The organism is Pseudomonas sp. MSSRFD41 (genome assembly GCF_014230245.1).
GTDB classification, from domain to species: domain Bacteria; phylum Pseudomonadota; class Gammaproteobacteria; order Pseudomonadales; family Pseudomonadaceae; genus Aquipseudomonas; species Aquipseudomonas piscis.
Map to the genome: position 1 here is coordinate 96,118 of NZ_JACKZK010000014.1, position 22,582 is coordinate 118,699.

The following is a 22,582-nucleotide window of genomic DNA, read 5'->3' on the forward strand; positions in this document are numbered from 1 at the left end:
ACTCCTTGAACAATGTCAGGCCAACAGGCTAAGTGGCGAGCGCTGCGCCACTCAATGACCCCGCAGGTCATAGACAGCCGCGCAGCGATGCGTTGTGCTAGAGCCCATGCCCCTCTCTTCAAGGACGAACCACCATGAGCACCCACCAGCCGAACCCAGCAGCCGGCGCTGGCCGATCGATTCGCCTGGCCGACCCCGCGGATGTGCCGGCCATGCTCGCGTGCGATCCCTACGCCCGCCAGCATCCGGCCCGGGGGCGGCAGGTCGACGAGGCCGTCGCCCGGGGCGAGGGCTGGGTCGAGGTGGCGCACGGGCAAGTCGTCGGCTACCTGCTGCTCAACCATGAGTTCTTCGAATACGGCTTCGTCGCGCTGGTGGTGGTGGCCCCCTGGCAGCAACGCCAGGGGGTGGCGCTGCGCTTGCTCATGGCCGCCGAGCAGGCGTGTCGTACCCCACGGCTGTTCATCTCTTGCAACCAGTCGAACCAGGCCTCCCAGGCCATGATCGCCAAGGCCGGGTTCCTCCCCAGCGGGGTGATCGAAAACCTCGACGAGCAGGATCCGGAACTGATCTTCTGCAAGACCCTGCGTTGAGCGCGCAGACGTAAAGGATGGCCGTCTCCATGACCGATACCCTCGAGCATTCCCGCGTCGACCGGCAGGCCGTAGGCATGCAGTTGCGCCGGCTGCGCCATCAGGCGCGCCTGAGCCAGCTGGACCTGGCCTTGCAGGCCGGCTTGTCGCAACGGCACCTGAGCTGCGTCGAGACCGGTCGGGCACAACCCAGCCCGGCCTTGTTGCAGCGCCTTCTGGATACCCTGGAAACGCCCCTGGAAGTGCGCAACCGGGTTTTTCTCGCCGCCGGGTACGCGCCGCGTTACGCCGCGCTGCCACTGAGCGATCCGGGGTTGGCCCCGGTGCGCACGGCGTTGCTGCATTTGCTGGAAGCCAACAACCCGGCGCCGGCGATCGTCATCGACAGCGGCTGGCAAGTGCTGGTGGCCAATCGGGCGACCCAGGCGTTGTTCCAGTTGCTGGGCCTGCCCCGGCAAGCGCAGGGCGAAGGCTTCAACCTGCTGGTGACGCTGTTGGCGCCCGCAGGCTTGGGGGATTGCCTGATCAATGCCGAGCAGATCCGCCAGGTGGCCTGGCAGCGGGCATCCCGGGAGGCCGGCGAGGCTCCCGGCTTGGCGGCGCTGCTGGCGACCCTGCCGGTGCCTTTGGCGGTGGATGCGGCCGAAGTGTCGGCGCCGCTGCTGCTGACTCGGGTCCGTGGGCCCCAGGGCGAACTGCGGTTCCTGTCCACCTTCACCACCTTCGGCATGCCCCAGGACATCACGGTCGCCTCGCTGCGCATCGAACACCTGATCCCGGCCGACGAAGCCACCTGGCAGGCCCTGGGCGAGGCTTGCGCGCAGCTGGCGGAACCTTAGAGCGCCAGTGCTCTGGCCCAGGCCCGAAGTGCCCACGGCCCAGGACCAGGGCGTTCTGCCAGCCAAGGCCAGGGTGGGACGGGGTCGTTGCCGCGATGAACAGCAGCAGATGCCGCGTAGCGACGGCCTGGATGGCCTGCTTGTCCGTTGCGCGCCAAATCGGGGCCAGTGGCCAGCCCCATGGGCTTCAGCCGTGGCGCCGGCGCAGCCAGCGTCGGAGCAGCCAGGCGTACACCGACAGGTTGATCAGCAGCACCACGCCGCCGAGTCCCACCTGGATACCCGGGGTCAACCCCGCGGGGTAGATCAGCGGGATCAGGTAGTGCTCGATGAACCCGGCCTCATAACCTTGCTGGCCGGCAGCATGGCGCAGCAGGTTCTCCCAGCGGGTCAGCGGGCATTCCAGGTGCCCCACTTCCACGGCCACGCCCCAGGCCGCCGCCGGCAGGTGCAGCAGCATCAGCCGAGGGTGACGGAGCACCAGCAGGCCGCCCAGCAGTACGAAGAGGATGAAGGACAGGTGGAACAGCACCAGGCTGTCGGCGGCGATGCGGTAGAGCATGAAGAGTCCTTGTGGGGAGAGCGTCCGTGGCGGGGGCGCCGGCGGGCAATATACCGGTGTTGCGCTACCTATACTGCAAAAAGGTCGGGAGACCGGGCCCGACGCTGCGTTGCCAGGAGGTACCCATCTTGTGCTCTCCGACAGGACTCTGTGCGTACGCAAGATCAGTGGGCGTCGGCCTCGCGCTGCTGATCCTGGCCGGTTGCGCCAGCCGCGTGCCCGAGCCGACGGTGCAACCCGCGGTGGCCCCGGCCGTCTGGCTCCAGGTCGACAGTGAGCTGCTGGCGGCTTCGCGTTCCGCCACCGAACAGGCCGAAGTCTACGCCCGGGGTTCCATGGAGCATTGGCGGACCCGGGTCTACCAGCAGACCGACGAAAACTTCCTGCCCTGGTTCAGCGGCTACTGGACCCAGGAATGGCTGTCGCTGAAGGTTGGCTGGTATTCGCTCAACAGCCGGGGCGACAGCGAGCAGGCTTCCAGGCGCCTGGCCGGTTACTTGCAGCAGCAATACCAGGAGCGAGTCCTGGAACCGGTGGCGCTGGAGATCGATGCCGGCCAGATCACCGCCCAAGCCATGGAATTCTACGTGCAGTTGCTGCGCCAGCAGGTGGCGGTGACCAGCCGCCGCCACCAGTTGCCCGCACCGCAGCTGGACCAGCATCTGGAGCGGGTCACGGCCATCGACCTGGGCCCCGAGCCCGCCCAGCGAGCCACCCTTCGGCAGTTGCTGCAAGTGGAGCCCATCGCCCGCTTGCCGGTCTATGGCGCGCTGTTGCACAAGCTCCAGCCGCCGGCGCAGGCCGAGCCGGCCAGCACGGCATCGGGCGTGCCCCGGGTGGCCGTGCAGACCAGCGAAAAACTCCAGGCCCAGTTTGCCGGGCGAGGCGTGGCCGGAGCCGTGGCAGCGGCCGTGGGGCGGGTGGCGGGAGCGCTGATTTCGGTGGGGGTAGCCGGAGTTCGGGCGCTGGTGCAGGACAATGCGCGCCCGGACCTGCAGGCCGAGACCCGCCGCGATTTGGGAACCGCGTTCGACCAGGCCTGGCTCAAGCACCTGCACGATCCTGAGCACGGGGTCATGGCGGGGGTGTATTACCTGGGGCGGCAAATCGAAGGCCAGTTGCCGCCGCTGGAGCCCAATGGCAGTGCTGCCCAGCCGTGACAGGGCGTTCGTCAGCGCGGATCGAATGGCTCCATCAGGGCGGCGAGGGTCAGGTCGCAAACCTCACGAGCCTGCTGCAGGACCTGCTGTTTCCACTGCGTACGGTTGTCATAGAACGCGTCGCGCATCTGGCGCTTGATCTGTTCGTGGCGCGTGCGCGAGGCCTGGGGGTTGCATTCCAGCCATTGCTCGGCGCGCAAGGCGTTGAGCACCTGAGGGCCGGGCAGGGTGCCATATTCCAGGGTCAAGCCGTTGTATTGCGCCTGGGGGCATTCTTGCATCACGGCCAGGTCCAGGGTGCCGTCGAGCTGGGCGGACGTGGAGCTGCCATCGAAGCTGTTGGTCACCTGCGGGCCCCACCAGTCTTGTCCCCGTTGCAGGTCGGCGGCGCTGGCACGGCCCTTGTAGATGCGTTCGCCTACACCATTGGGGCCAAGGCCGGTATGGATGTCGATCCAGCCGATGCGTCGACACCGTTGGGCGTGCTGGCGCAGGATCTGGCGGATTTGCAGGTTGCTCCAGGTGGGTTCCAGGCCGCTGAAGAACAGGCCATCGGGATGGCTATGCTGGCCACGGGTGATGGCTTGCTGCAGGGCCTGGCGGCCATGGCGTGCGGCGAACAGCATCAGCCGGGCACTCTGACCGATGCCAGCCGGCCAGGCTCGGGGCAGCAGCAGGTGGTCGATGGCACGGTAGCCGGGGTTATCCGGCAGGGGACGGCTGAAATCGAGGAAGTTGCGGTTCAGGTCGACGTTTTCATGGGTCGTCCGGCGTATCCAGGAAAAACCATAGGGGTTCAGTCCATGCAGGTACAGCACCGCGAGGCTTGGCGCCTCGGTACAGCGGACCCATCGCTCGTCGCCCAGCAGGTCGATCTGGATCGCCGAGCCACAAAACCCCTCGACTCCATGGCAGCCGCTGCTGATCACCATCAGGTTGCGCGCGTCGCTGGGGCCGGCACGACAGACATCGATGGCCAGGACTTCTTGATCACGGCCCTTGAGTGGATGGATGTGGGATTGCACTGGCAAGCCACGTTGCTCGCAGGCCCGGAGAAACTTGTCCCGGGCCTCGGCGTAGCTGTCGGAGAAGCTCGCAAGATTCATGGAAAGGCTTCCTGATGGGGGATACCCAATCGCGAAGCACGTCGTTATCCGACGTGCCACGGGTGCTGGTAGTCCCAGGGAGAATGAAGAGGGGGACCGCCAGGCGGTCGATCAGGCGTAGTCAGGCTGCTTGAACCGGTGCCGGATTTGGCAGGGTGTCGTGGCCCCGGGCCAGGAGGCGTTCGCGAGTAACGCCTGGGGTGATGACCCAGAGCCCCAGCAAGGCACAGGCCAGGGCTGTCAGGCCGATACCGTTGAGCGCGGTTTCAAAGCCTTGGGCGATGTCGTTATCGAACAGCACCACCAGCTTGCCTACGAGCCAGGGCGCGAGCATGCCGGACATGGTCATGCAGCCCACATGGATCGCCAGCATGGCGCCACGCTGGCGGGTTGGGGAGATATACGAAGTGATGGTCATGCCGAACGCAAAGACGCTGTTGAGCAGTACCGCGCCGGCGACATACAGCAGCAGCTTTGCTTCCAGGGCATTGAATAGCGAACCCAGGGTACTCAAGGCCAGGCCGCCGAACATGCAACACAGCATCGGTAGCAGCACCAAGCCGTGCTGCACGCTGACTCCGCGCTTGAGCAGCCACTGCGACAGGCCGGATACCAGCAGGTTGAGCAGGATGATGCCGAAGGTGGCGGCGAACATGACATAGCCGGTTTGCATCGGGTCGAGTCCCAGGCCTTTTTGCAAGTACACCGCCGACCAACTGAAGGAAAGAGCGTTGGGCAGGTAGGCCACAAAGCACATCAGCGAGATCCATACAAAGGTGCGATTGAGCAGCAAGTGCCGGTAGGAGACTGTCGGCTCGCCAGGTTGCATCTGCTCCGGTCGTTCGTCATGTCGCCCTTCGGCCCCGTAGTACAACCACGCCAACACCCAGCCCAGGCTCAACAACGCCAGGCCCAGGTACGCCGAGCGCCAACCGTAGTGGCTGATGGCGTAGGGCAGGGCGAGTGCGCCCAAGAGCCCGCCGAGCATGATCGATACTTGGATCAGCGAGGCCGGCAGGACCTGTTCCCGAGTACCGAACCATTTGAACGCCGCGTGCTGGGTCACCGCGGTGCCCGGGCCGCAACCCGCGCCGAGCAGCAAACGGCTGGCGGTCAGGGCCGCGAGGCTGCCAGCGAAGGTCACCAGCAGCTGGGCACTGGTCCATACCAGCGCCATGAACGTGAGGATCCAGCGAGTCGGATAGCGGTTGGCGAGAAAACCTACGGCGATCCCTGATATCGAGTAGAGAAAAAAGAAGGCGCTGCCGACAAAGCCGAATTGCTCTGGTGTCAGTTGCAACTCTTCGATGATCTGTACGCCGGCGAAGGCGAAGATGGTCTTGTCCAGCACACTGATGACCATCACCGCCATCAGCAGCGCCATGATCAGGGCCCGGGGTCTTGCGGTAGCTATCGACATGGAGCGAATAACCCTTGGTTGTTGTTATCGGGGGCATTGCAAGGCGGTTTCCACCAGTCGTGCCCAGAGGCTGGCGCCATAGGGCAGTGCCGCGTCGTTGAAGTCGTAGTTTGGGTTGTGCACCGTGCGGCCGTGGGCGCCCTCGGTGCCGTTGCCCATGACGATGTAGCATCCCGGGCGTTGTTCCAGCATCGAGGCGAAATCCTCACTGCCCAGAAAGCCGGAGGGAATGTCGGTCAGCAGGCTTGCGGGGCCCAGCAGGTCATGGACTACCTGTTGCAACAAGGCGGTTTGCGGGGCGCTATTGAGCAGGACCCCGATACGCTCGTCGTACTGGTAGTCCAGTTCCAGGGCATGAGCGGCTGTAACGCCGTGGGTCACTTCGCCTATGCGTTGCTTGAGCAGGGCGCGGACCTTGGGGTCGGTGGTGCGCACGCTCAGCTCCAGGGTCGCATGGTCGGGGATGACGTTGGCGACCTGGCCGGCATGTAGCGAGCCGACGGTGATGACCGCCACTGCGCCGGCCGGCACGTTGCGCGCGACGATCGATTGCAGGGCCAGGACCAGTTCGGCCGCGGCCACCACCGGGTCGCGGGCCTTGTGTGGCATGGCGCCATGGCCGCCGATGCCCTTGAGACGAATATGCACGTTGTCCGAGGAGGCACCCATGGCTCCGGGTCGGGTCAGGAATGCCCCCACCGGCAAGCCCGGCATGTTGTGCAGGGCGTATACCGCGTCACAGGGAAAGCGTTGGAACAATCCGTCCTCGATCATGCGCCGGGCCCCGTCGAGGGTCTCCTCGGCGGGCTGGAAGATCAGGTTGACCGTGCCCAGGAAGCGGCGGGTCTGGGCCAGGTAGCGGGCGGCGCAGAGCAGGATGGCCGTGTGGCCGTCATGGCCACAGGCATGCATGGTGCCCGGCTGCCGGCTTTGCCAGGGCATGCCACTGGTTTCGTTGATCGGCAGTGCGTCCATGTCGGCACGGATTCCCAGGCTGCGAGGACTGCCGCCATTGCGCAGCACACCGACCACACCGGTGCCGCCGACGCCACGATGCACCTCGATGCCCCATTGCTCCAGGCATTGGGCGACCCGCTCGCTGGTGCGGTGCTCGGCAAATCCCAGCTCGGGGTGCTGGTGGAACTCCTGGCGCAGCCGGACGAATTCGTCCTGCCAGGCGAGAATCTGCGGAATCAGGGACGGGCAGGGTGCAGTCATGAAATGCATACCGGATGACGGGTGGAGGCCTGCAGCATGGCCCAGCGTCACAGCGCTGAATAATCACCTCTGTGCATGCTTATCGGCTGTGGTTATCAAGGGCTGCTGGGCGAGTGGTTCAGGCAAATGTCGGGATGCGGTTCGGCGGTGGGGCCACGGGGCCCTTGTAGACATAGATCAACTCATCGGCCAGGGCCTTGGCTTCGCGGGTCATCAACTCCGGATCGCGGCATACCAGGGAAATGTTCATGGGCGGTACAGGTTCGGCAATCTGCAGGATTTCCAGCTTCTGCATCAACATGGGGGCGCTTTCCAGCAGCCGCTGCGACCAGTAGCTGACCGCATCGCTGGTGATGGCCAGTTCCGCGAGCAAGACCACCGAAGCACATTCGATGACTTTCTCCGGCGGCTGGATGCCATGCTCCTTGAACATGACCCCGGCCATGGATTGCTCCAGGGAGTCCTGTAGCAGCCATTCCTGATCTCGCAGTTCGCTCAGGTGCCGGGCATGACTCAGGGGATGGCCCTTGCGTACGGCCAGCATCGTCGACTGGGCATAGAGTTCTTCCCAATGGAACCCATCGGCATTGCGTGCGGCAGGCAGGGAGGTGAGCACCATGTCCAGCATGCCTTCGCGCAGGCCTTCCATGAGCTTGGAGGGCCGCAGTTCATGAATCTGTACCTGGACCTTGGGGTAGCGCTGGCGGTAGCGATTGAGGCTGCTGACGAACTGTGGGCTGGGAGTGACTGGCGAGACGCCGATGGACAGCCGGCCGTCCATGCGCCCCTTGAGGGTATCGATTTCCTCGGCGGCCCGGCGTACCTCCTCCAGGATCAAGCGTGCCCGGCGCACCAGGCGTTCACCGTATTCGGTAGCGGTGATGCCACGATTGGAGCGCAGTAACAGCGGTACGCCCAGTTCCGCTTCCAGCTCCTTGATGCTTTTGGACAGCGCGGGTTGCGAGATGTGCAGCAGGCGCGAGGCCTCCTGAATGCTGCCGCTTTCGCAGATAGAGACCAGGGCGCGCAACTGATGCAGCTTCATGGCGAGATTCCGGCGAGGGATGGGAGCTTGAATCTAAGCCATAAACCCTGTCATGGGGGATGGGAGAGTAGCCAATCTCCGTGGCCGCTGATGCGTTTGCGAGGCTGCGCCTGGTTGCGCAGCAGTCGCAAACCCGGGGCTGGCGCCCGCTGCGCGGTCGTGCGCAGCCTGCGGCAGCGGCTACACGGAGCGATCTTGCGAGGCAGCGTTCGGTTGCCAGGCAACCGCAAGGCCGGGCGGCAGGGTGTCAACGAATGCCCGTGGCGCGTAAGGCCGATGGCGTGAACTCCTTGCGACTGAAGGGCAGGTTGAACTGGTAGCTGTTCTTTTCCTCGTTGCGCAGGGAGTTCACGGCATAGCGTCCGGAGAGCACGTCATAGTGGGCTTCGGCGGCGAAGGACGGCACCTTGACGTCGTAGAAGAAGCTGGCATGCCCTTCGGCCACGCGCCACAGGGCGCCTCGGCCGTCGTAGGCGTCGGTGATCGCTGCTTGCCAGCTGTCTTCGTCGATATAGATATCGCGCCGGGAGTAGACATGGCGCTGGCCCGGCTTGAGGGTCGCCTGCAGGTGCCAGACTCGGTGCAGTTCATAGCGGGTGTGCTCGGGGTTCAGGTGGCCGGCCTGGATGATGTCGCTGTACCTGAGCCTGGGAGACTCCAGGCGATAGCTGTTGTAGGGAATGTACATCTCCTGCTTGCCTACCAGCTTCCAGTCGAAGCGGTCCGGCGCACCATTGAACAGGTCGAAATCGTCGAGTGTGCGCATGCCCTCGGCAGCCGGGCTGTCGTAGGCGATCTGCGGCGCACGGCGTACTCGGCGTTGGCCGGCGTTGTACTGCCAGGCCATGCGTGGCTCCTTGACCTGGTTGACGGTTTCGTGGACCAGCAGCACCCCACCGGCCAGTCGTGCCGGCGAGAGGAACTCTTCGCGGTAGTAGTTGAGTATGTTGGCCATCTCGGCGGGCTGATAATCCGTCAGGCCGCTGGGGTAGGCCAACTCCTGCTTGACCACGCTGGGGGTGAAGCTGCCGTTGGCCTGGGGCGAAGCCTGCATGACGATGCGCTTGAGGCTTTCCCCGCGGTAGCGGCCGATGTGGTTCCAGATCACCTCCAGGCCATCCTTGGGAATCGGGAAGGGCACCGCGCCCGGGCTGTAGTTCTCCAGGCCGTTGCCACCCTCGACCAGGGTGGTATGCATGGCGTTGAGCCGGGTGGCCTCGAGGCTTTTCTGCGGCAGGCTGACGCTGCGGTGGCTGGGGTAGACCGGCATCCGGTAGGTCTGTGGGTAGCGCTTGAACAGGGCCAGTTGGCCGGGGCTGAGCTTGGTTCTGTACTGCTCCAGGTTCTGGGCCGTGATGGTGAACAGCGGCTTTTCGGTCTCGTACGGGTCTTTAAGGAAGCCGTCGGCGTCCATCTTGCCGGTGCTGGCGGACAGTCCGCCGGTCCAGGCCGGAATACTGCCATCGGCATTGCCGGCGCGCTCGGCTCCTACAGGCGTCAGGTCATGGCCCAGGCGTGCGGCCTGGTCGTTGGGTACCGCCGCCATTACCGAGCCCGTTAACAGGCTCAGAATCAGGCCGCCAATCTGCAACAGTCGTGGATGTTCCATGGTTAACCTCTTGAAGGCAGGGCCTAGAAACTCACACCCAGGCTCAGGGCGAGAAAATCTCGGTCGGTATTGGTGTTGTAGTCGCCGCCAAAAAAATCGGTGTAGCTCAGGCTGGCTGTGTACTTGGACATGAAGTCGGCATCCAGGCCGATGCTCAGGGCCTTGCTGCCCTCGTTGAAGGTCGGGCCGTAACCCTCGACATCATGGGCGAACGACAGGTTGGGCTTGAGGTTGGCCCCGGCGATGGCGTCGTTGAACTCCAGTACCGCGCGCAGGCGATAGCCCCAGGAACTACGCGTGTAAAAACCCTTGTCGGTACACTGGCGCGGATTGGCCGAATTCAGAGCGCGACAAATGTCGTTGCCAGAGACCCCGAGCCATGCAGCATTGCCAGCGTTGGCCAGTTCGCCATTGCCGTAGGCACTGTTGCGACCGAAGCGCAGGCCTGAGCCATCGCTGCCGTCCAGGCCGCCGATGTGGGCGATGCCGGCTTCGCCCACCAGGGTCAGGCGATCACCCCCCAATACCTGGTCGAAGGTCTGGACCGCGGTGAGCTGTGCCTGGGTATAGGGCAGGCGCTTGTAGCCTTGGATTCGCGAGCCGTAGGCCGAGCTGGCCCAACCGCTGTCGAAGACCGGCAGGCCGGCATTGATCGCCGGGTGGACCGCGGCGGCTCCGAGGGTGGCCGCTGTGGACACGTCGGTACTGTTGAGGGACATGGGCATGTTCGGTCGGTAGCTGATTTCGCCGGATACCGCGGTGCTGCCCAGGTTGGTGGCAAAGCTCAGGCCATACAGGCGGATGTCTTCGGGGTATTCCAGGTAATAGCGCGCGGTGCTGGCGCCGCCTTGGCCGATGAGCCCGCCGACCGGGTCGAGAAAGGCTCCCTTGCCTACCAGCCAGGCGCTTTCCGGGGTGCGGCTGTGGTAGTTGAGGGCATAGACGCCGAACTCGGTCTCGTTGAGCTCCGGCACTGTCCAGCGCAAGGCCACGCCGAACTGGCCACCGTCCCGTGCATCGCGGTCGTCCAGGCGCGGTACGTAACCGTAGCTGGGAGCGGTGCGCTCCAGGTCCGTGCCGTTGATGGTCATGCCCAGGTCGCAACCCTTGGCCACCACGTCGCTGCCGAAGTAGGTACCACAGTTGTCCAGCACGGTCTTCTGCCAGCTCAACTGGTAGAAGGCCTCCATCGCCAGGTTGTCGCTCAGGCCCTGGTTGATGTAGAGCATGTTGACCGGAATCAGGCCTTCCTTGAGCTCAGAGCCAGGACGGCGCAGGGCGGCGACATCAGCAGGGTTGATGGCGTTGATTGAGTTGCCGATGAAGGTGCTTTCGCCCCAACTCACCACCTGCTTGCCGACCCGGATACTGCCCGGCAGGTCGGCGATGCTGTAGTGGTGATAGAGAAAGGCATCGAGAAACTCTGCTCCCGAGGCTCGGGCGGCACGGTCTCGACCGTGGTCATCGATATCGTAGAGGTGCTGGTGCTCGTCCTTGAGTTCGAAGTCGTACCAGTACTTGCCTCGGACAAAGACTCCGCTGTCGCCGTAGCTCAACTCCAGGTCGTGGATGCCCTTGAAGATCTTCGAGAAGGTTTCGCCCTTGCGAAAGTTCAGGCGCCCATCGTCACCGGTACGGGTGGACGCGCTGCCACCGTTGGCTACGCCGATGAACGCCTTGTCGGCATCGCGCAGGCCCCAGCTGGCACCGATCGACAGGGATGAGTCGAGGCGACCACTGATTTCCCCCAGCCGGAAATCTTCGGCCTGGGCCGGCAGGGCCAGGGCCAGGGCCAGGGCAACGGCAACGGTCAGGTGACGGGGATTTAAATGATGAGGTTCCAGAGGCTGGGGATACATGGTCCCCGGTTTTCTTATTTGCACCATGCTGCTCTCCACCTATGCGGCCGGTACCTGCGAGCATTGTCGCGGGAGACCGGTCGTGGTCCTTGAGGGCCCCGCTGAACGGGGTCCGTGGCATGGTAGGGAGCTTTCGGCGTCCTGCCTTCTAGGAAATTCTTATGCCTATAGCCAAAGGTGAAGCACCAGCCGGCGGCAAGGGGGCGCCAGGCTTGATACCCGTCAGTTAAGCGAGGCGATCTCCCTGTAGGAGCGAGGCTGGCCCGCGATGGAGTTGAGAGCGCTGCGTGTATCCAGTCAACACGCGCTACCGTTAACGACCATCGCGAGCAAGCTTCGCTCCTACCGTTTCCTTAATTGATCGGCATTAGCCGCCAGGCGGGTCGTGTGGCGAGGGAGCAGGCTCCCTCGCCACAGAGGGTTCAGCTCACCACGCGATAGCAGGGCACGTAGGCGGCGCCGCCGGGCAACTTCATGCGGTGCTGCTCGACGAAGGCTTTGAGCAGTTGGTCCAGCGGCTGCATGATCGTCGGGTCGCCATGGATGCTGTAGGGGCCTTTCTGCTCGATCAGGCGGATGCCCTGGTCCTTGACGTTGCCGGCGACGATGCCGGAGAACGCCCGGCGCAGGTTGGCCGCCAGTTCGTGGGGAGGCAAGGCATGGCTGAGCTGCAGGTTGGCCATGTTCTCGTGGGTCGGGTCGAAGGGATGCTGGAAGCCTTCGTCGATCTTCAGCAGCCAGTTGAAATGGAAGGCGTCGTTGCGCTCGCGACGGAACTGCTTGACGGTCTTCAGGCCCTCGGTCATCTGCCGCGCCACTTCGGCCGGGTTGTCGATGATGACCTGGTAGTGCTGGCTGGCCGCCTCGCCCAGGGTCGCCAGGACGAACGCATTGAGTTGCTCCAGGTACGGCGCGGCGCTCTTGGGGCCGGTGAGGATCACCGGGAACGGCAGGTCGCGGTTGTCCGGGTGCATCAGGATGCCCAGCAGGTACAGGAACTCTTCGGCGGTGCCGGCGCCACCGGGGAAGATGATGATGCCGTGGCCGACCCGGACGAAGGCCTCCAGGCGCTTCTCGATGTCCGGCAGGATCACCAGTTCATTGACGATGGGGTTGGGCGCCTCGGCGGCGATGATGCCCGGCTCGGTCAGGCCCAGGTAGCGGCTGCCGCTCATGCGCTGCTTGGCGTGGGCGATGGTGGCGCCCTTCATGGGGCCCTTCATCACGCCGGGGCCGCAACCGGTGCAGATGTCCAGCTTGCGCAGGCCCAGCTCGTGGCCGACTTTCTTGGTGTACTTGTATTCGTCGGTGTTGATCGAATGGCCGCCCCAGCACACCACCATCTTCGGCTCCACGCCGGGGCGCAGGGTGCGGGCATTGCGCAGCAGGTGGAAGACGTAGTCGGTGATGCCCTGGGAGCTGTCCAGGTCGATGCGCTGGCTGTCCAGCTCATTGGCGGTGTAGACGATGTCGCGCAGGGCGCTGAACAGCATTTCCCGGGTGCTGGCGATCATCTCGCCATCGACGAAGGCATCGGCCGGGGCGTTCAGCAGCTCCAGGCGCACGCCGCGATCCTGCTGGTGAATGCGTACTTCGAAATCGTGGTAGGCGTCGAGGATGGTCTTGGCGTTGTCGACGTGGGCGCCGGTATTGAGGATGGCCAGGGCGCACTGGCGGAACAGCGTGTAGATGCTGCCGGAACTGGCGGCGCTCAGTTGTTGCACTTCACGTTGCGAGAGGGTCTCCAGGCTGCCTTTCGGGCTGACCGAAGCATTGATCACATGTCTTTGCGGCATTCATCCATTTCCTGAAAGCGGCGCCACCGATCCCGGGGGCGGGGGCGCGAAAGAGCGGGGCAGTGAACGGGGCCGCCCGTATTCGGGGGGCTGGTTTCCAGCGGCAGGGCAAGAAAGCGGCGATCGCTGCGAGGGTGTTCGCTGCATGAATCTACCTCATGACGACCCGTCGTGGCGGGAAAAATGATGAGGCGCGCCCTTGCCCCCGGGTTTGGGGCGTATCACAGGATGCTGGCACGCCGTGGATCGATCACCGGCGAGGCACCGGCCTGGGCCAGGCGTTGCAGCAGCTCGGGGTAGCCTTCGGCCTGGGCCCAGGTGTGTTCCGCGGCGGTCAGGCCCACCAGTTGCAGGAAGTCGAAACGCCCGGAGAGCAATTGCTGGGTCCCGGGAAAACCCGGCGCGGCGATGAACAGCACGCTCTCGACCAGGCTGCCGGCGCCGTCGATGGGGTTGCCCAGGCGCATGCGGTCCCACTCGTCCAACAGCGGCCGCTCGCCGAAATGGCCGGCGGACAGCAGCAGCTGGTAGGCGCAGAAGTGGCGCAGCAGGTACAGCGCCCATGGCGCTTGTTCGCGGGTTTCCAGCAGCAGTTCGCGGCCCATGCCGGACCAGCCGTCCGGCTCGGGCTGCTCCGCGTGCCAGGCATTGGACAGGCCCGAGGTGACGTACAGCCAGCTCTCGCGCCGGGCATTGGGGGGCGACTCGAAGACCCCGTGGCTCAGCCAGCGCGGGTCGACTTCGGCATCGCGGAACAGGCTCGGGTCCAGGGGGTAGATCCCGCGGCCGAGATCACCGAACAAGCTCCGGTAGACCTGATCCTCACGCTGTTCCCAGGCCGCTTCGAACCATGAAAAGTCTTGGGTATCCGACATCTTCAAACGTCCTTGAAAGCAGAGGGTGGCCCACTGCGGGCCACCCGGAAATCAGGCAAAGGCCTGCTGTAGCAGTTGTGGCAGCACCTGCCCGGCCTTGCCCACCAGGTGGTATTCCCCGGGGGCGCTGCCGGGTTGTGGCTGCGGGTTGATATGCACCACGCAGGCACCTTGCTGCAGGGCCAGCTGGGGAATCTGCGCTGCCGGCTGCACCAGCCCGGAGGTGCCCACCGACAGCAGCAGGTCGCACTCGCGGGCAGCCTGGAAGGCGCGCTTGAGGGCCGCCTCCGGTAGTGCTTCGCCGAACCACACCACGCCAGGGCGCAGCTTGCCATTGCAGCCGGTGCAGCGTGGCGGCTCCAGGCGCGCGCCGCTCTCTGGCACGGAGGGCATGGGCAGCGTGCCGGCGAAGGGCCGATTGCAGGCGAAGCACTTGGGCGTGTGCAGGCTGCCGTGCAGATGCAGCACATCGACGCTGCCGGCGCGCTCGTGCAGGTCATCGACGTTCTGGGTGATCAGGGTCAGGCGCGGCAGGCGCCGGCCCAGTTCGGCGATCGCCAGGTGGGCCGGATTGGGCTGGGCCGCGAGTACCTTCTGGCGCCGCCATTCGTACCAGCCCCAGACCAGCGCCGGGTCGTCGCGAAAGGCCTGGACCGTGGCCAGGCGCGCCGGATCGAAGTGTTCCCAGAGGCCGGTCAGGGCATCGCGAAAGGTCGGGATGCCACTTTCCGCCGAGACTCCGGCGCCGCTGAATACCACCAGGTGCCTGGACTGGGCCAGTCGCTTGGGATCGAACTCCATGAAAAGAACCACCTCCGTTTTCAATCACGGCACCACTTGGGTGGCGCTTGCGGGGCTGGCATTATCCGCCGACGGTCGCGGCAAGTGAATTTATCTTCGCGCCTTCGCTCATAAGTGTGTCGGCGGCTTGGCTCGCCCATCCAACCTGCCAGGGAGTGTCATCCATGTATTCAGCTTCGCCCATCGATAGCGACGCCTGCGGGCGCTTGATCCTGGTGGTGGAGGACGAGCCGACGGTGCTGGAGTTCCTGTGCGAGATCCTCGAGGACGAGGGCTACGCCACCCAGGCCCTGGACAGTGCCGACCAGGCCTGGGAATTCCTCCATGAACGGGCCGCGGACGTGGCGCTGCTGCTGACCGATATCACCATGCCTGGCCGGCTCAATGGTGCAAGCCTGAGCAACCTGTGCGGCGAACACTGGCCGGGAATGCCGATCGTGGTGATGTCGGGATACGAGACTCCCGAGAGTTCCGGGGTGCGTTATCCGGTGTCCTTCATCCGCAAGCCCTGGACCATCGGGCAGATCCTGGATTGCGTGGAAGGCGCGTTGAAATCGGCCCAGGGTTGAGGCATTGCGCCTCACCCCGGCCAATTGCCGGCGTTACTCCTTGACGCTCATGAACTCCCGCGCCCAGACGATGTACTCCTCGGGCTGGGTGTAGGTGTGCGCCAGTTCGGTGGCGCTCAGGTCCGAGGCCTGGGTGAAGATCTGCCGCTGTTCGCGCAGGCAATCGTAGGTGGCCTTGATCGCCGCGAAATAGGCGGCGTGGCCGTCCACCGCGATCTTCACGCCCAGCTGGGCCAGACGTGCGTCGTCGCGCAGCGCCGGGTTGCCGTAGGTCACCAGCATCAGCGGTACGCTCAGGTGCTCGGAGATCTGCTCCAGTTGTTCGAAATCGCGGATGCCGACCATGCAGATGGCATCGGCGCCGGCGCGTTCGTACTGCTGGGTGCGGCTGATGATTTCCTGCACCGGCAGGATCCCGGCGTTGGTCCGGGCGATGATCGCCAGTTCCGGATCGACCCGGGCCTCCAGGGCCGCGCGGATCTTGCCCACGCCTTCGGCGACGGATATCAGGTCGGTGGACTTGCGGCCGAATTGCGCCGGCAGCAGGGTGTCCTCGATGGTCAGCGCGGCGACGCCGGCGCGTTCCAGCTCGACCACGGTGCGCATCACATTGAGGGCGTTGCCGTAGCCATGGTCGGCGTCGGCGATCACTGGCAACTGGGCCACGCGGCCGATGCGGGTGGCCTGCTCGGCGAACTCGCTCAGGGTGATCAGGGCGAAGTCGGGGGCCGCCAGGACCTGCAGCGAGGCCACGGAACCACCGAGGATGCCCACTTCGAAACCCAGGTCGGCGGCGATCCGGGCGGACATCGGGTCAAACACGGAAGCGGTGTGATAGCAGGAAGAAGAGGCGATCAGTTCACGGAAACCGCGGCGCAAATCTTGATGGGAAAGCCTGGACATAACAGCTCCGAGATAGGATCGAGAGATCGACCTTCGGGTCGAATCGAATTTTGCAATCAGTTCCCTTGGCGAGCCGATGATCGAAAGGCTCGCAGCGAAACGTTAGTGGGGCAGATGAAGGTGAAGCAGGGGGGTAGCAAGGCGTCTTTATCCCGCTTGATTGGATGAAGCGGCGGGTTTGTTATGCGAGGCCGACATAGCAGGACGAGGCTAACACGCTCCCGGGCCGTAGAGGATGAGGAATTTGCATAGCATTATGCCGGACTGGCATTGGCAATTTTTTAGCAACTTAATGTTACAAGTGCTCCGCGCAGCCCTGCCGGACCCTCGCCGGAAGCTATCCGGCGGCTGCCGGCACTTGTCGCTCCAGGGCAAATCGCGGAAGCTGCCGCGCCGCAAGGTCCGCTCATTCAGCGGCGCAACGTATTTATTTCAGGGATGCAGGTAATGACGCTCAGAGTGTTGGTGGTCGGTGGTTATGGCAATTTTGGCAGCATCATCTGCCGCTACCTCATCCACCGTCCGGGCGTGCACCTGGTGATTTCCGGACGTGACCCGGCCCGCCTGGCGGCCAAGGTCGAGGCCTTGCGCGCCGAGGGCGGCCAGCCCTGCGAAGGCTGGTGCGGCGATGCCATGGGCGAGGAGTGGGCGCCGGCGCTCAAGACCCTGGGCATCGATTGGGTGATCCACACCGGTGGGCCCTTCCAGGGCCAGTCCTATGTCGTGGCCCAGGGATGCATCGAGGCCGGGGTGAACTACTGTGACCTGGCCGACTGCCGGCAATTCGTGGGAGGTATCGGCGGCCTCGATGCCCAGGCCCGGGCCGCCGGGGTGACGGTACTCAGCGGCTGCAGCTCGGTGCCGACCCTGTCGACGGCGATCATCGATGAGCATCGCCAGCGCTTCTCCCGGATCGATCGTATCGAGCACGGTATTTCCTCCTCGGCGAAGATGCCCGGGCTGTCCACCATCCTCGGGGTGCTGGCCTATGCCGGCCGGCCGATCCTGCAGCTCAAGGACGGCCAGCCGCACCCGGTGATCGGCTGGCAGGGCCTGACCTTGCGCAAGCTGCCAAGGCTGGGCACGCGGCTGGTGGCCAATGTCGATGTGCCGGACCTGGATCTGTTCGCTGCCCGTTATGGCGCCCATACCCTGTCGTTCAAGGCGGGTGCCGGGCTCAAGGTCGCCGGGCTGGCCAACGCCTTGCTGGCCCAGGCGGTGAGGCTGGGGCTGGTGCGCGATCCGGCGCCCTGGGCCGTACGGTTGCATCGCTGCGGGACCTGGTTCGAGTGGCTGGGCGATGGCCTGAGCGCCATGTATGTCGATGTCCATGGCCTGGGCCAGGATGGCCAGCCGCTGTCGATGGCCGCGCAACTGACGGCCACCCATGATCATGGTCCGGAGATTCCCAGCTGCGCGGCGGTAGCGGTGATCCTCAAGGTCCTCGATGGCCAGTCGCTGCTCCCGGGAGCCCGCGCCTGCGCCGGCGAGGTCAGCCTTGAGCAGTACCTGCGGGCCATCGACGATCCGCTCCACTTGCAGATGCAGGTTGAGTTCTCGCGTTAGCCGGGTTGAGCTTTTTCACCATAGGAGTGGCTTGGCCAGGTCCTTCCAGAACAGCCAGCGCTGCACTTCATGGTGCTCGCCCGTGCCGATCTGCCAGTCCGGACGGCCACGGTCCAGCTCGATGCGCACGATGATCCCGGCGTAGGTAGCGGCCACCAGGGTCTGGCCATCGGGGCTGATGTCCATGGCGCACAGGGTCGAGCCGACGTAGTGCTGCCAGCGCTCTTCGCCCGCTTCGCTGAAGGCCCGCAGGTAACCGTAGGCATCGCCGATGATGAATTCGTCGCCCCGCGAGGCCGCGGCGTATACCCGGGCGCCATCCTGCAGTACCGGGGTGCGCGGGTCGTCGCTGTAGAAATCGGTGGCCAGCCCCGGCAGGTCGGTCACGGCGACGCCCAGGCTGGCGCCACTGTAGAAGTGGCAGGCATTGAGCAGCAGGCGATCGCCGCGCTGGTTGAAGCAGGCGAAGTGCGGGTACTCGCTGGCAGGGCCGATCTCGGCCACAGGCTGCAGGCGGGCATCGAACACCAGATGGGAACCGCATTGTTCGCCCACGGCGATCCACTGGCCGTCCGGCGACACTGCGCCATGTTCCATGCACAGGCCGACGGTCAGGTCATCGGGCGCCACGCCATCGGCCAGGTCTTGCTGGATGTCTTCCAGCCGGCGCAGCAGGCGGGTGGCGCCATCGGCCGCCAGGACGAAGATGCCGTCGGCGCTCACCAGCAGCACCCTGCGCCCGTCCGGGAATGGAATCAGGCGGCTGGGGCTGGGACGCCCGGTGTCCTGCTGGTCCAGGCCCTGGGGCAGGTCGGCATGGCCATCGGGCCAGGGAAAGCTCGCCACCTGCGGGCCATTCCAGCCGTCGGTCACCTGCACGCCCTCGGTCCGCGCCCAAGCGACATAGCGCCGCCGCGGGCACATGCCGAAGAATTCCACGTGTTCCAGGGTCTCGACCTGGTCATTGACGATATGCACCACGGAGCCGGCCTCGTAGGGCGCGCCGATGCGCGCCAGCAAACTGCCGTCCGGCAGCAGCGCCAGGGCGGGAATCATTCGCCCCTGGCTTTCCAGGCGCGGCAACAGCGGGAAGTGCGCCGGCGGCCAGTCCTGGCGAAAGGCCTGGCGCGCGGCTTCATCGTGGGGGCCCTGGTTGCTCGTTTCCAGGGCCGCTTGCCAGTGCGGCAACAGGTGGGTGCTGTCCGGCATGCGTGGTTCGGGCAGGCCGTCGAAGCCTTCCCGCGTGCCGGTCTCGACATAGCGGTTGATGCGCTTGGCGTACATCAATACAGCTTGGTGCCACTGCTGTTGCGGGGAGAGATTCGAATTCGACAGGGACATGCGCGCAGGACTCCTTGTGGCGCTGGAAAAGGCGTAGCAGACCGGAGATGGACTGGAAAAACGCGCAGTTTATCCGTTGCAGATGGTTTTTTTTCAAGGGCGTGAAGTGCTGCTCAAGGCGTGTAGGTACTGATCCGATTGCGTCCTGCATGTTTGGAGGCATACAGCGCCTGGTCGGCCCATTCGATCAGGCAGCGGTGATCCCGGGCCGGGCGGTCGAGGCAGGCGATGCCCAGGCTGATGGTGAAGGCAATGACCTGGCCGTTGTGCAGCACCGTCTGGTTCTCCGCCGCCTGGCGCAGGCGTTCGGCGAGGCTCTGGGCGCCGCTCAGCTCGGTGCGCGGCAGCAGGATGGCGAACTCCTCGCCGCCATAGCGCCCGGCCACGTCGCTGTCGCGCAGATGCTGGTGGATCAGCTCCGAGAGGCGCTTGATCACCGCGTCGCCGGCCTGGTGGCCGTAGCGATCGTTGATCGACTTGAAGTGGTCGATATCCAGCATCAGCAGGGCGATGGCCTGGTCGTGACGGGCATATTCCAATTGCAGGCGCTGTTCCCAGTGGCCACGGTTGTAGAGCTGGGTCAGGTGGTCGGTGCGCGACAGCTGTTGCAGTTGCTGGTTGGCCTTGTGCAGCCCCTGGTTGTTGATCGCCACGTCGGTCAGGTCGTAGATCACCAGGCACACGTGGTGGATCTCGCTGTTGGACGAGCGCAGGGGCAGCAGCGTGGTGTTCTGGTACATGAACTCGCCCTGGCCGGTGATTGGCTGGTAGTTCTTGAAGCGCACCAGGTACGGCCGCTGTTTCCAGATGGTGAAAGCGGGTGTTCCAAGGGCCACGACTCGTCCCATCTTGCGGGTGAACCAGGGTTTCTCGACTTCCGGGAACAGCTCGAAGAACGAGCGATCGATGGCCTGCCTGGAGGCCACGCCGGAGCGGTTCTCCATGAAGCTGTTCCACACTTGGACCCGGCATTCGAGGTCCAGCACGACGATTCCCACGTCGATGCCGTGGACCACCGCCAGCAGCCAGTGCAGTTCACTGAAATCCATTCGTTTGGGCATGGTTCAACTCATCAGGTAGGCGAGTTTCTGTTCCAGCAGGGCCAGGGAGTCCTCGGTGAACAGCAGTAGCAGGTCGAAGTGGATGTTCTGCTCATCCAGGCTGTAGCTGATCTCCACCGCCTGGGTGTTTTTCCAGCGTTGCTGGTTGAGCACGATCAGTTCGTCGATGCTGGTCTGCTCGCCCAGTACCTGGGGATGGCCCACGGAAAAGAACACGTCCAGCTGGTCGGCGATGCTGCTCAGGCAGGCACCGATCAGCACGCTGGAGAGGTCGATCAGCACTTCCATTTCCAGGTAGGGGTCGGTGCCCTGTTCGATCAGCTGGGCGATGTCGGCCACCGAGGAGTCATGGAATATCAGCAGCGCCTCGCCGGCGATGCCGCTGCCGATGTAGCTCTGGCAGATGGCCGTCAGTTGCCGCGAGCGGTTGGCGTCCGTCAGCAGCATCTGCAGTTCCCCGGCCTCCAGGATGTTGACGTGGGGAATCGGCAGGTGCACGAACACATCCAGGACCTTGGCGATCAGCGCTGCGGCGTAGCCCATGGAGACGTTCACGGTCTCGCGAAAGGCATCGCGGAAGGTCACCACCGGTGCCGGCGATGGATCGGGCACCGGCCTGCCGCGCCCGTTGTCCAAGAGCTCCAGCTCGTGGAGCAGGCTGCGTAATTGCTGGGGGTCGAAAGGTTTCTTGAGGAAAGCCCGGGCGCCCAGCTCGCGGGTACGACGTATGGCTTCTTCCTGGATGTCGCCGGAGATGACGATGATCTGCGTGTCGATGCCTTCTTCCTGCACGGCGCTCAAGACCTGGTAGCCGTCCATCACCGGCATCGTCAGGTCCAGCAGGGCCACCTTGCCCAGTCCCTTGCGCAATGCCTCCAGCCCTTCGCGGCCATTGCAGGCCTGGGTCACGGACACTCGCCATTCGCCGGGCAGGGTACGCAGCACCTGCTTCCTGGCCATGCTCGAATCGTCGCAGACGAGGAGGGGAATCATCGGGATCGGACGCTCATTCGCATAAATCCGCAAGTGGATAGTGTTGGAGAATGTAACGAGTTGCCGTTTGTATTGTGTTTGTTACAGGCTGTCCGTGCCGCGCCGAACTATAGAGCGACGGATAATCAAAGAACAAGCAGTGGGTAATCGGGTTGTTTGTTCCAAGTCATTGTTCAATGCAATTCCAGTGTCTGGGATGGCAACTCAAGATGCTGGTTCAACTTTCAGGGGATGTGGGGAGGGCTAGTCAGGGCGGGGGTTTGCTCGGTTTTCAGAGGGTCTTTCGACTGTTTTCTGGCGTTTGAAAAATGACACTTTGTAAATAACTTTCAATTGATCGTTAAATAACTTTTTATTATTTGTGGCGGCTTCGCGTTCGGATAGACCGATGTGGAACGAGTCAGTGTTTGAATGCTCGGTCGGTCAGGTGTGGAGCATGAAAGTTAATGGGCCGAGTTGCTTCCCTGTCACCACCAGCCTGCCAATATGCAACAAGAACTAACCGCGCAGCCTGCTGCAGGGGCTTGCCGGATCGCCGGGTTCCTTGATTTGCGCGACCTGTAGAAAGCCTGTAGGCAAGCGTGGGCGAGCGGCCAAAAAAATATCAGATTTTGAGTAGCGGCCTGGACCTTTTCCCGCAATGCGCAATCATTACTGCGTGGAAAATATAAGGAGAGACGCATGTTCATTCGGTCATTGACCCTCGCAACTCTGCTCGCTGTCGCAGGCCCCGTCCTGGCTGCCGACAACGATGGCCCACTGACCCAGGACCTGGGCAAATCACGGCCATTGATCGTGATCGCCCCCAGCAGCGTCGACCCGACCCTGGTGAGCTTGAAGAAGTCCCTGGAGGAGCCGGCCAATCGCCAGGCCTTCAACGAGCGCAACATGGTCCTGTACACGGTGCTCAATACCATCGGCCAGCGCGATGGCAAGGACATCGACCCGCAATCCACCATGGCCCTGATCCGCAGCCTCAAGCTGGGTGCCGGCGCCCAGACCAAGGTGATCCTGGTGGGCAAGGATGGGGAGAAGAAGCTGGAGCATTCCGGGGCCATCGAACTCAAGGACGTGTTCAGCGCCATCGACCAATTGCCGGCAGCCGAGAAGCAGGCGGCCGCCCCGGCGCCGGCGCCGGAACCCCAGGCCAAGAATGCCAAGGCCGGCAAGCAGGCCAAGCCCGCGGCGGCGCCCCAGGCCCTGGACGACTGAGCATGCTTTCGGGAGCTGCCGGGAGCTGGCTGCGCTAGCCCCCGGCATTGCTCC

At 64.3% G+C, this 22,582-nt stretch carries 20 protein-coding genes; 6 read left to right on the plus strand and 14 right to left on the minus strand.

Annotated features, from left to right (window positions below):
- Positions 1–134: 134 nt before the first annotated feature.
- Together H7A76_RS20680 and H7A76_RS20685 are read left to right on the plus strand one after the other, a co-directional pair.
- Positions 135–593 (plus strand): GNAT family N-acetyltransferase, encoded by a 459-nt coding sequence (locus H7A76_RS20680; protein ID WP_185700213.1) that lies wholly within the window; start codon positions 135–137, stop codon positions 591–593.
- A gap of 29 nt (positions 594–622) precedes the next feature.
- Entirely contained in the window at positions 623–1,432 is an 810-nt protein-coding gene (locus H7A76_RS20685; RefSeq protein WP_185700214.1) for a helix-turn-helix domain-containing protein, read from the plus strand.
- Between the two features lie 187 nt (positions 1,433–1,619).
- Here the strand turns inward: H7A76_RS20685 and H7A76_RS20690 are convergent, their stop codons facing one another.
- A complete protein-coding gene (locus H7A76_RS20690) occupies positions 1,620–1,994 on the minus strand; it encodes a DUF2784 domain-containing protein (RefSeq protein ID WP_185700215.1) in 375 nt (124 codons plus the stop codon).
- Between the two features lie 167 nt (positions 1,995–2,161).
- Here H7A76_RS20690 and H7A76_RS20695 point away from each other — a divergent pair, with 167 nt between their 5' ends.
- A complete protein-coding gene (locus H7A76_RS20695; protein WP_185700216.1) occupies positions 2,162–3,154 on the plus strand; it encodes a hypothetical protein in 993 nt (330 codons plus the stop codon).
- Positions 3,155–3,165: 11 nt separating this feature from the next.
- On the opposite strand, the gene H7A76_RS20700 is transcribed toward H7A76_RS20695, so the two are convergent.
- The 9 genes from H7A76_RS20700 to H7A76_RS20740 all read right to left on the minus strand — a co-directional run bounded on the left by H7A76_RS20700 (position 3,166) and on the right by H7A76_RS20740 (position 14,883).
- Complete coding sequence (locus H7A76_RS20700; protein WP_185700217.1) at positions 3,166–4,260, minus strand: M14 family metallopeptidase; 1,095 nt, start codon at positions 4,258–4,260, stop codon at positions 3,166–3,168.
- A 121-nt stretch (positions 4,261–4,381) separates the two neighbouring features.
- Positions 4,382–5,680 (minus strand): MFS transporter, encoded by a 1,299-nt coding sequence (locus tag H7A76_RS20705; RefSeq protein ID WP_185700218.1) that lies wholly within the window; start codon positions 5,678–5,680, stop codon positions 4,382–4,384.
- A 24-nt stretch (positions 5,681–5,704) separates the two neighbouring features.
- Positions 5,705–6,898, minus strand: a complete 1,194-nt coding sequence (locus H7A76_RS20710) for a M20 aminoacylase family protein (RefSeq protein ID WP_185700219.1) — start codon at positions 6,896–6,898, stop codon at positions 5,705–5,707.
- 118 nt (positions 6,899–7,016) lie between these two features.
- Positions 7,017–7,943: a LysR family transcriptional regulator gene (locus H7A76_RS20715; protein WP_185700220.1), complete on the minus strand. Its 927-nt coding sequence runs from the start codon at positions 7,941–7,943 to the stop codon at positions 7,017–7,019.
- Positions 7,944–8,190: 247 nt separating this feature from the next.
- On the minus strand, positions 8,191–9,552 hold the full coding sequence (locus H7A76_RS20720; RefSeq protein ID WP_185700221.1) for a DUF1329 domain-containing protein: 1,362 nt from the start codon (positions 9,550–9,552) through the stop codon (positions 8,191–8,193).
- A 23-nt stretch (positions 9,553–9,575) separates the two neighbouring features.
- The gene (locus tag H7A76_RS20725) at positions 9,576–11,411 is read right to left on the minus strand and encodes a DUF1302 domain-containing protein (protein ID WP_260498035.1); all 1,836 of its coding nucleotides are present in this window, start codon (positions 11,409–11,411) and stop codon (positions 9,576–9,578) included.
- A 422-nt stretch (positions 11,412–11,833) separates the two neighbouring features.
- Positions 11,834–13,207, minus strand: coding sequence for a nucleotide 5'-monophosphate nucleosidase PpnN (ppnN, locus tag H7A76_RS20730; RefSeq protein WP_185700223.1), 1,374 nt, complete (start codon positions 13,205–13,207; stop codon positions 11,834–11,836).
- 221 nt (positions 13,208–13,428) lie between these two features.
- Positions 13,429–14,082 carry a suppressor of fused domain protein gene (locus H7A76_RS20735; protein ID WP_185700224.1) on the minus strand — a complete coding sequence of 218 codons (654 nt, stop codon included), beginning with the start codon at positions 14,080–14,082 and terminating at the stop codon, positions 13,429–13,431.
- Positions 14,083–14,133: 51 nt separating this feature from the next.
- Complete coding sequence (locus H7A76_RS20740; RefSeq protein ID WP_185700225.1) at positions 14,134–14,883, minus strand: NAD-dependent deacylase; 750 nt, start codon at positions 14,881–14,883, stop codon at positions 14,134–14,136.
- Between the two features lie 164 nt (positions 14,884–15,047).
- Here H7A76_RS20740 and H7A76_RS20745 point away from each other — a divergent pair, with 164 nt between their 5' ends.
- Positions 15,048–15,452, plus strand: coding sequence for a response regulator (locus H7A76_RS20745; protein WP_185700226.1), 405 nt, complete (start codon positions 15,048–15,050; stop codon positions 15,450–15,452).
- A gap of 33 nt (positions 15,453–15,485) precedes the next feature.
- Here H7A76_RS20745 and H7A76_RS20750 read toward each other — a convergent pair whose 3' ends face one another.
- The gene (locus H7A76_RS20750) at positions 15,486–16,355 is read right to left on the minus strand and encodes an oxaloacetate decarboxylase (RefSeq protein ID WP_185700227.1); all 870 of its coding nucleotides are present in this window, start codon (positions 16,353–16,355) and stop codon (positions 15,486–15,488) included.
- 447 nt (positions 16,356–16,802) lie between these two features.
- Here H7A76_RS20750 and H7A76_RS20755 point away from each other — a divergent pair, with 447 nt between their 5' ends.
- On the plus strand, positions 16,803–17,921 hold the full coding sequence (locus H7A76_RS20755; RefSeq protein WP_185700228.1) for a saccharopine dehydrogenase family protein: 1,119 nt from the start codon (positions 16,803–16,805) through the stop codon (positions 17,919–17,921).
- Between the two features lie 15 nt (positions 17,922–17,936).
- Here H7A76_RS20755 and H7A76_RS20760 read toward each other — a convergent pair whose 3' ends face one another.
- The 3 genes from H7A76_RS20760 to H7A76_RS20770 all read right to left on the minus strand — a co-directional run bounded on the left by H7A76_RS20760 (position 17,937) and on the right by H7A76_RS20770 (position 21,316).
- A complete protein-coding gene (locus H7A76_RS20760) occupies positions 17,937–19,262 on the minus strand; it encodes a hypothetical protein (RefSeq protein ID WP_185700229.1) in 1,326 nt (441 codons plus the stop codon).
- A gap of 113 nt (positions 19,263–19,375) precedes the next feature.
- On the minus strand, positions 19,376–20,323 hold the full coding sequence (locus tag H7A76_RS20765) for a sensor domain-containing diguanylate cyclase (RefSeq protein ID WP_185700230.1): 948 nt from the start codon (positions 20,321–20,323) through the stop codon (positions 19,376–19,378).
- 3 nt (positions 20,324–20,326) lie between these two features.
- Positions 20,327–21,316: a response regulator gene (locus H7A76_RS20770; RefSeq protein ID WP_185700231.1), complete on the minus strand. Its 990-nt coding sequence runs from the start codon at positions 21,314–21,316 to the stop codon at positions 20,327–20,329.
- Positions 21,317–21,997: 681 nt separating this feature from the next.
- Here H7A76_RS20770 and H7A76_RS20775 point away from each other — a divergent pair.
- Entirely contained in the window at positions 21,998–22,528 is a 531-nt protein-coding gene (locus H7A76_RS20775) for a DUF4174 domain-containing protein (RefSeq protein ID WP_185700232.1), read from the plus strand.
- Positions 22,529–22,582: the final 54 nt, after the last annotated feature.

Excerpts from the sequence above, each read along its gene's own strand:
- H7A76_RS20750 (WP_185700227.1), bottom strand. The coding sequence starts at position 16,355 with ATGTCCAGGCTTTCCCATCAAGATTTGCGCCGCGGTTTCCGTGAACTG.
- H7A76_RS20725 (WP_260498035.1), bottom strand. The coding sequence starts at position 11,411 with ATGTATCCCCAGCCTCTGGAACCTCATCATTTAAATCCCCGTCACCTG.
- H7A76_RS20685 (WP_185700214.1), top strand. The coding sequence starts at position 623 with ATGACCGATACCCTCGAGCATTCCCGCGTCGACCGGCAGGCCGTAGGC.
- H7A76_RS20680 (WP_185700213.1), top strand. The coding sequence starts at position 135 with ATGAGCACCCACCAGCCGAACCCAGCAGCCGGCGCTGGCCGATCGATT.
- H7A76_RS20735 (WP_185700224.1), bottom strand. The coding sequence starts at position 14,082 with ATGTCGGATACCCAAGACTTTTCATGGTTCGAAGCGGCCTGGGAACAG.
- H7A76_RS20705 (WP_185700218.1), bottom strand. The coding sequence starts at position 5,680 with ATGTCGATAGCTACCGCAAGACCCCGGGCCCTGATCATGGCGCTGCTG.
- H7A76_RS20710 (WP_185700219.1), bottom strand. The coding sequence starts at position 6,898 with ATGACTGCACCCTGCCCGTCCCTGATTCCGCAGATTCTCGCCTGGCAG.
- H7A76_RS20740 (WP_185700225.1), bottom strand. The coding sequence starts at position 14,883 with ATGGAGTTCGATCCCAAGCGACTGGCCCAGTCCAGGCACCTGGTGGTA.
- ppnN (WP_185700223.1), bottom strand. The coding sequence starts at position 13,207 with ATGCCGCAAAGACATGTGATCAATGCTTCGGTCAGCCCGAAAGGCAGC.
- H7A76_RS20760 (WP_185700229.1), bottom strand. The coding sequence starts at position 19,262 with ATGTCCCTGTCGAATTCGAATCTCTCCCCGCAACAGCAGTGGCACCAA.
- H7A76_RS20700 (WP_185700217.1), bottom strand. The coding sequence starts at position 4,260 with ATGAATCTTGCGAGCTTCTCCGACAGCTACGCCGAGGCCCGGGACAAG.
- H7A76_RS20770 (WP_185700231.1), bottom strand. The coding sequence starts at position 21,316 with ATGATTCCCCTCCTCGTCTGCGACGATTCGAGCATGGCCAGGAAGCAG.
- H7A76_RS20745 (WP_185700226.1), top strand. The coding sequence starts at position 15,048 with ATGTATTCAGCTTCGCCCATCGATAGCGACGCCTGCGGGCGCTTGATC.
- H7A76_RS20765 (WP_185700230.1), bottom strand. The coding sequence starts at position 20,323 with ATGCCCAAACGAATGGATTTCAGTGAACTGCACTGGCTGCTGGCGGTG.
- H7A76_RS20690 (WP_185700215.1), bottom strand. The coding sequence starts at position 1,994 with ATGCTCTACCGCATCGCCGCCGACAGCCTGGTGCTGTTCCACCTGTCC.
- H7A76_RS20720 (WP_185700221.1), bottom strand. The coding sequence starts at position 9,552 with ATGGAACATCCACGACTGTTGCAGATTGGCGGCCTGATTCTGAGCCTG.
- H7A76_RS20755 (WP_185700228.1), top strand. The coding sequence starts at position 16,803 with ATGACGCTCAGAGTGTTGGTGGTCGGTGGTTATGGCAATTTTGGCAGC.
- H7A76_RS20775 (WP_185700232.1), top strand. The coding sequence starts at position 21,998 with ATGTTCATTCGGTCATTGACCCTCGCAACTCTGCTCGCTGTCGCAGGC.
- H7A76_RS20715 (WP_185700220.1), bottom strand. The coding sequence starts at position 7,943 with ATGAAGCTGCATCAGTTGCGCGCCCTGGTCTCTATCTGCGAAAGCGGC.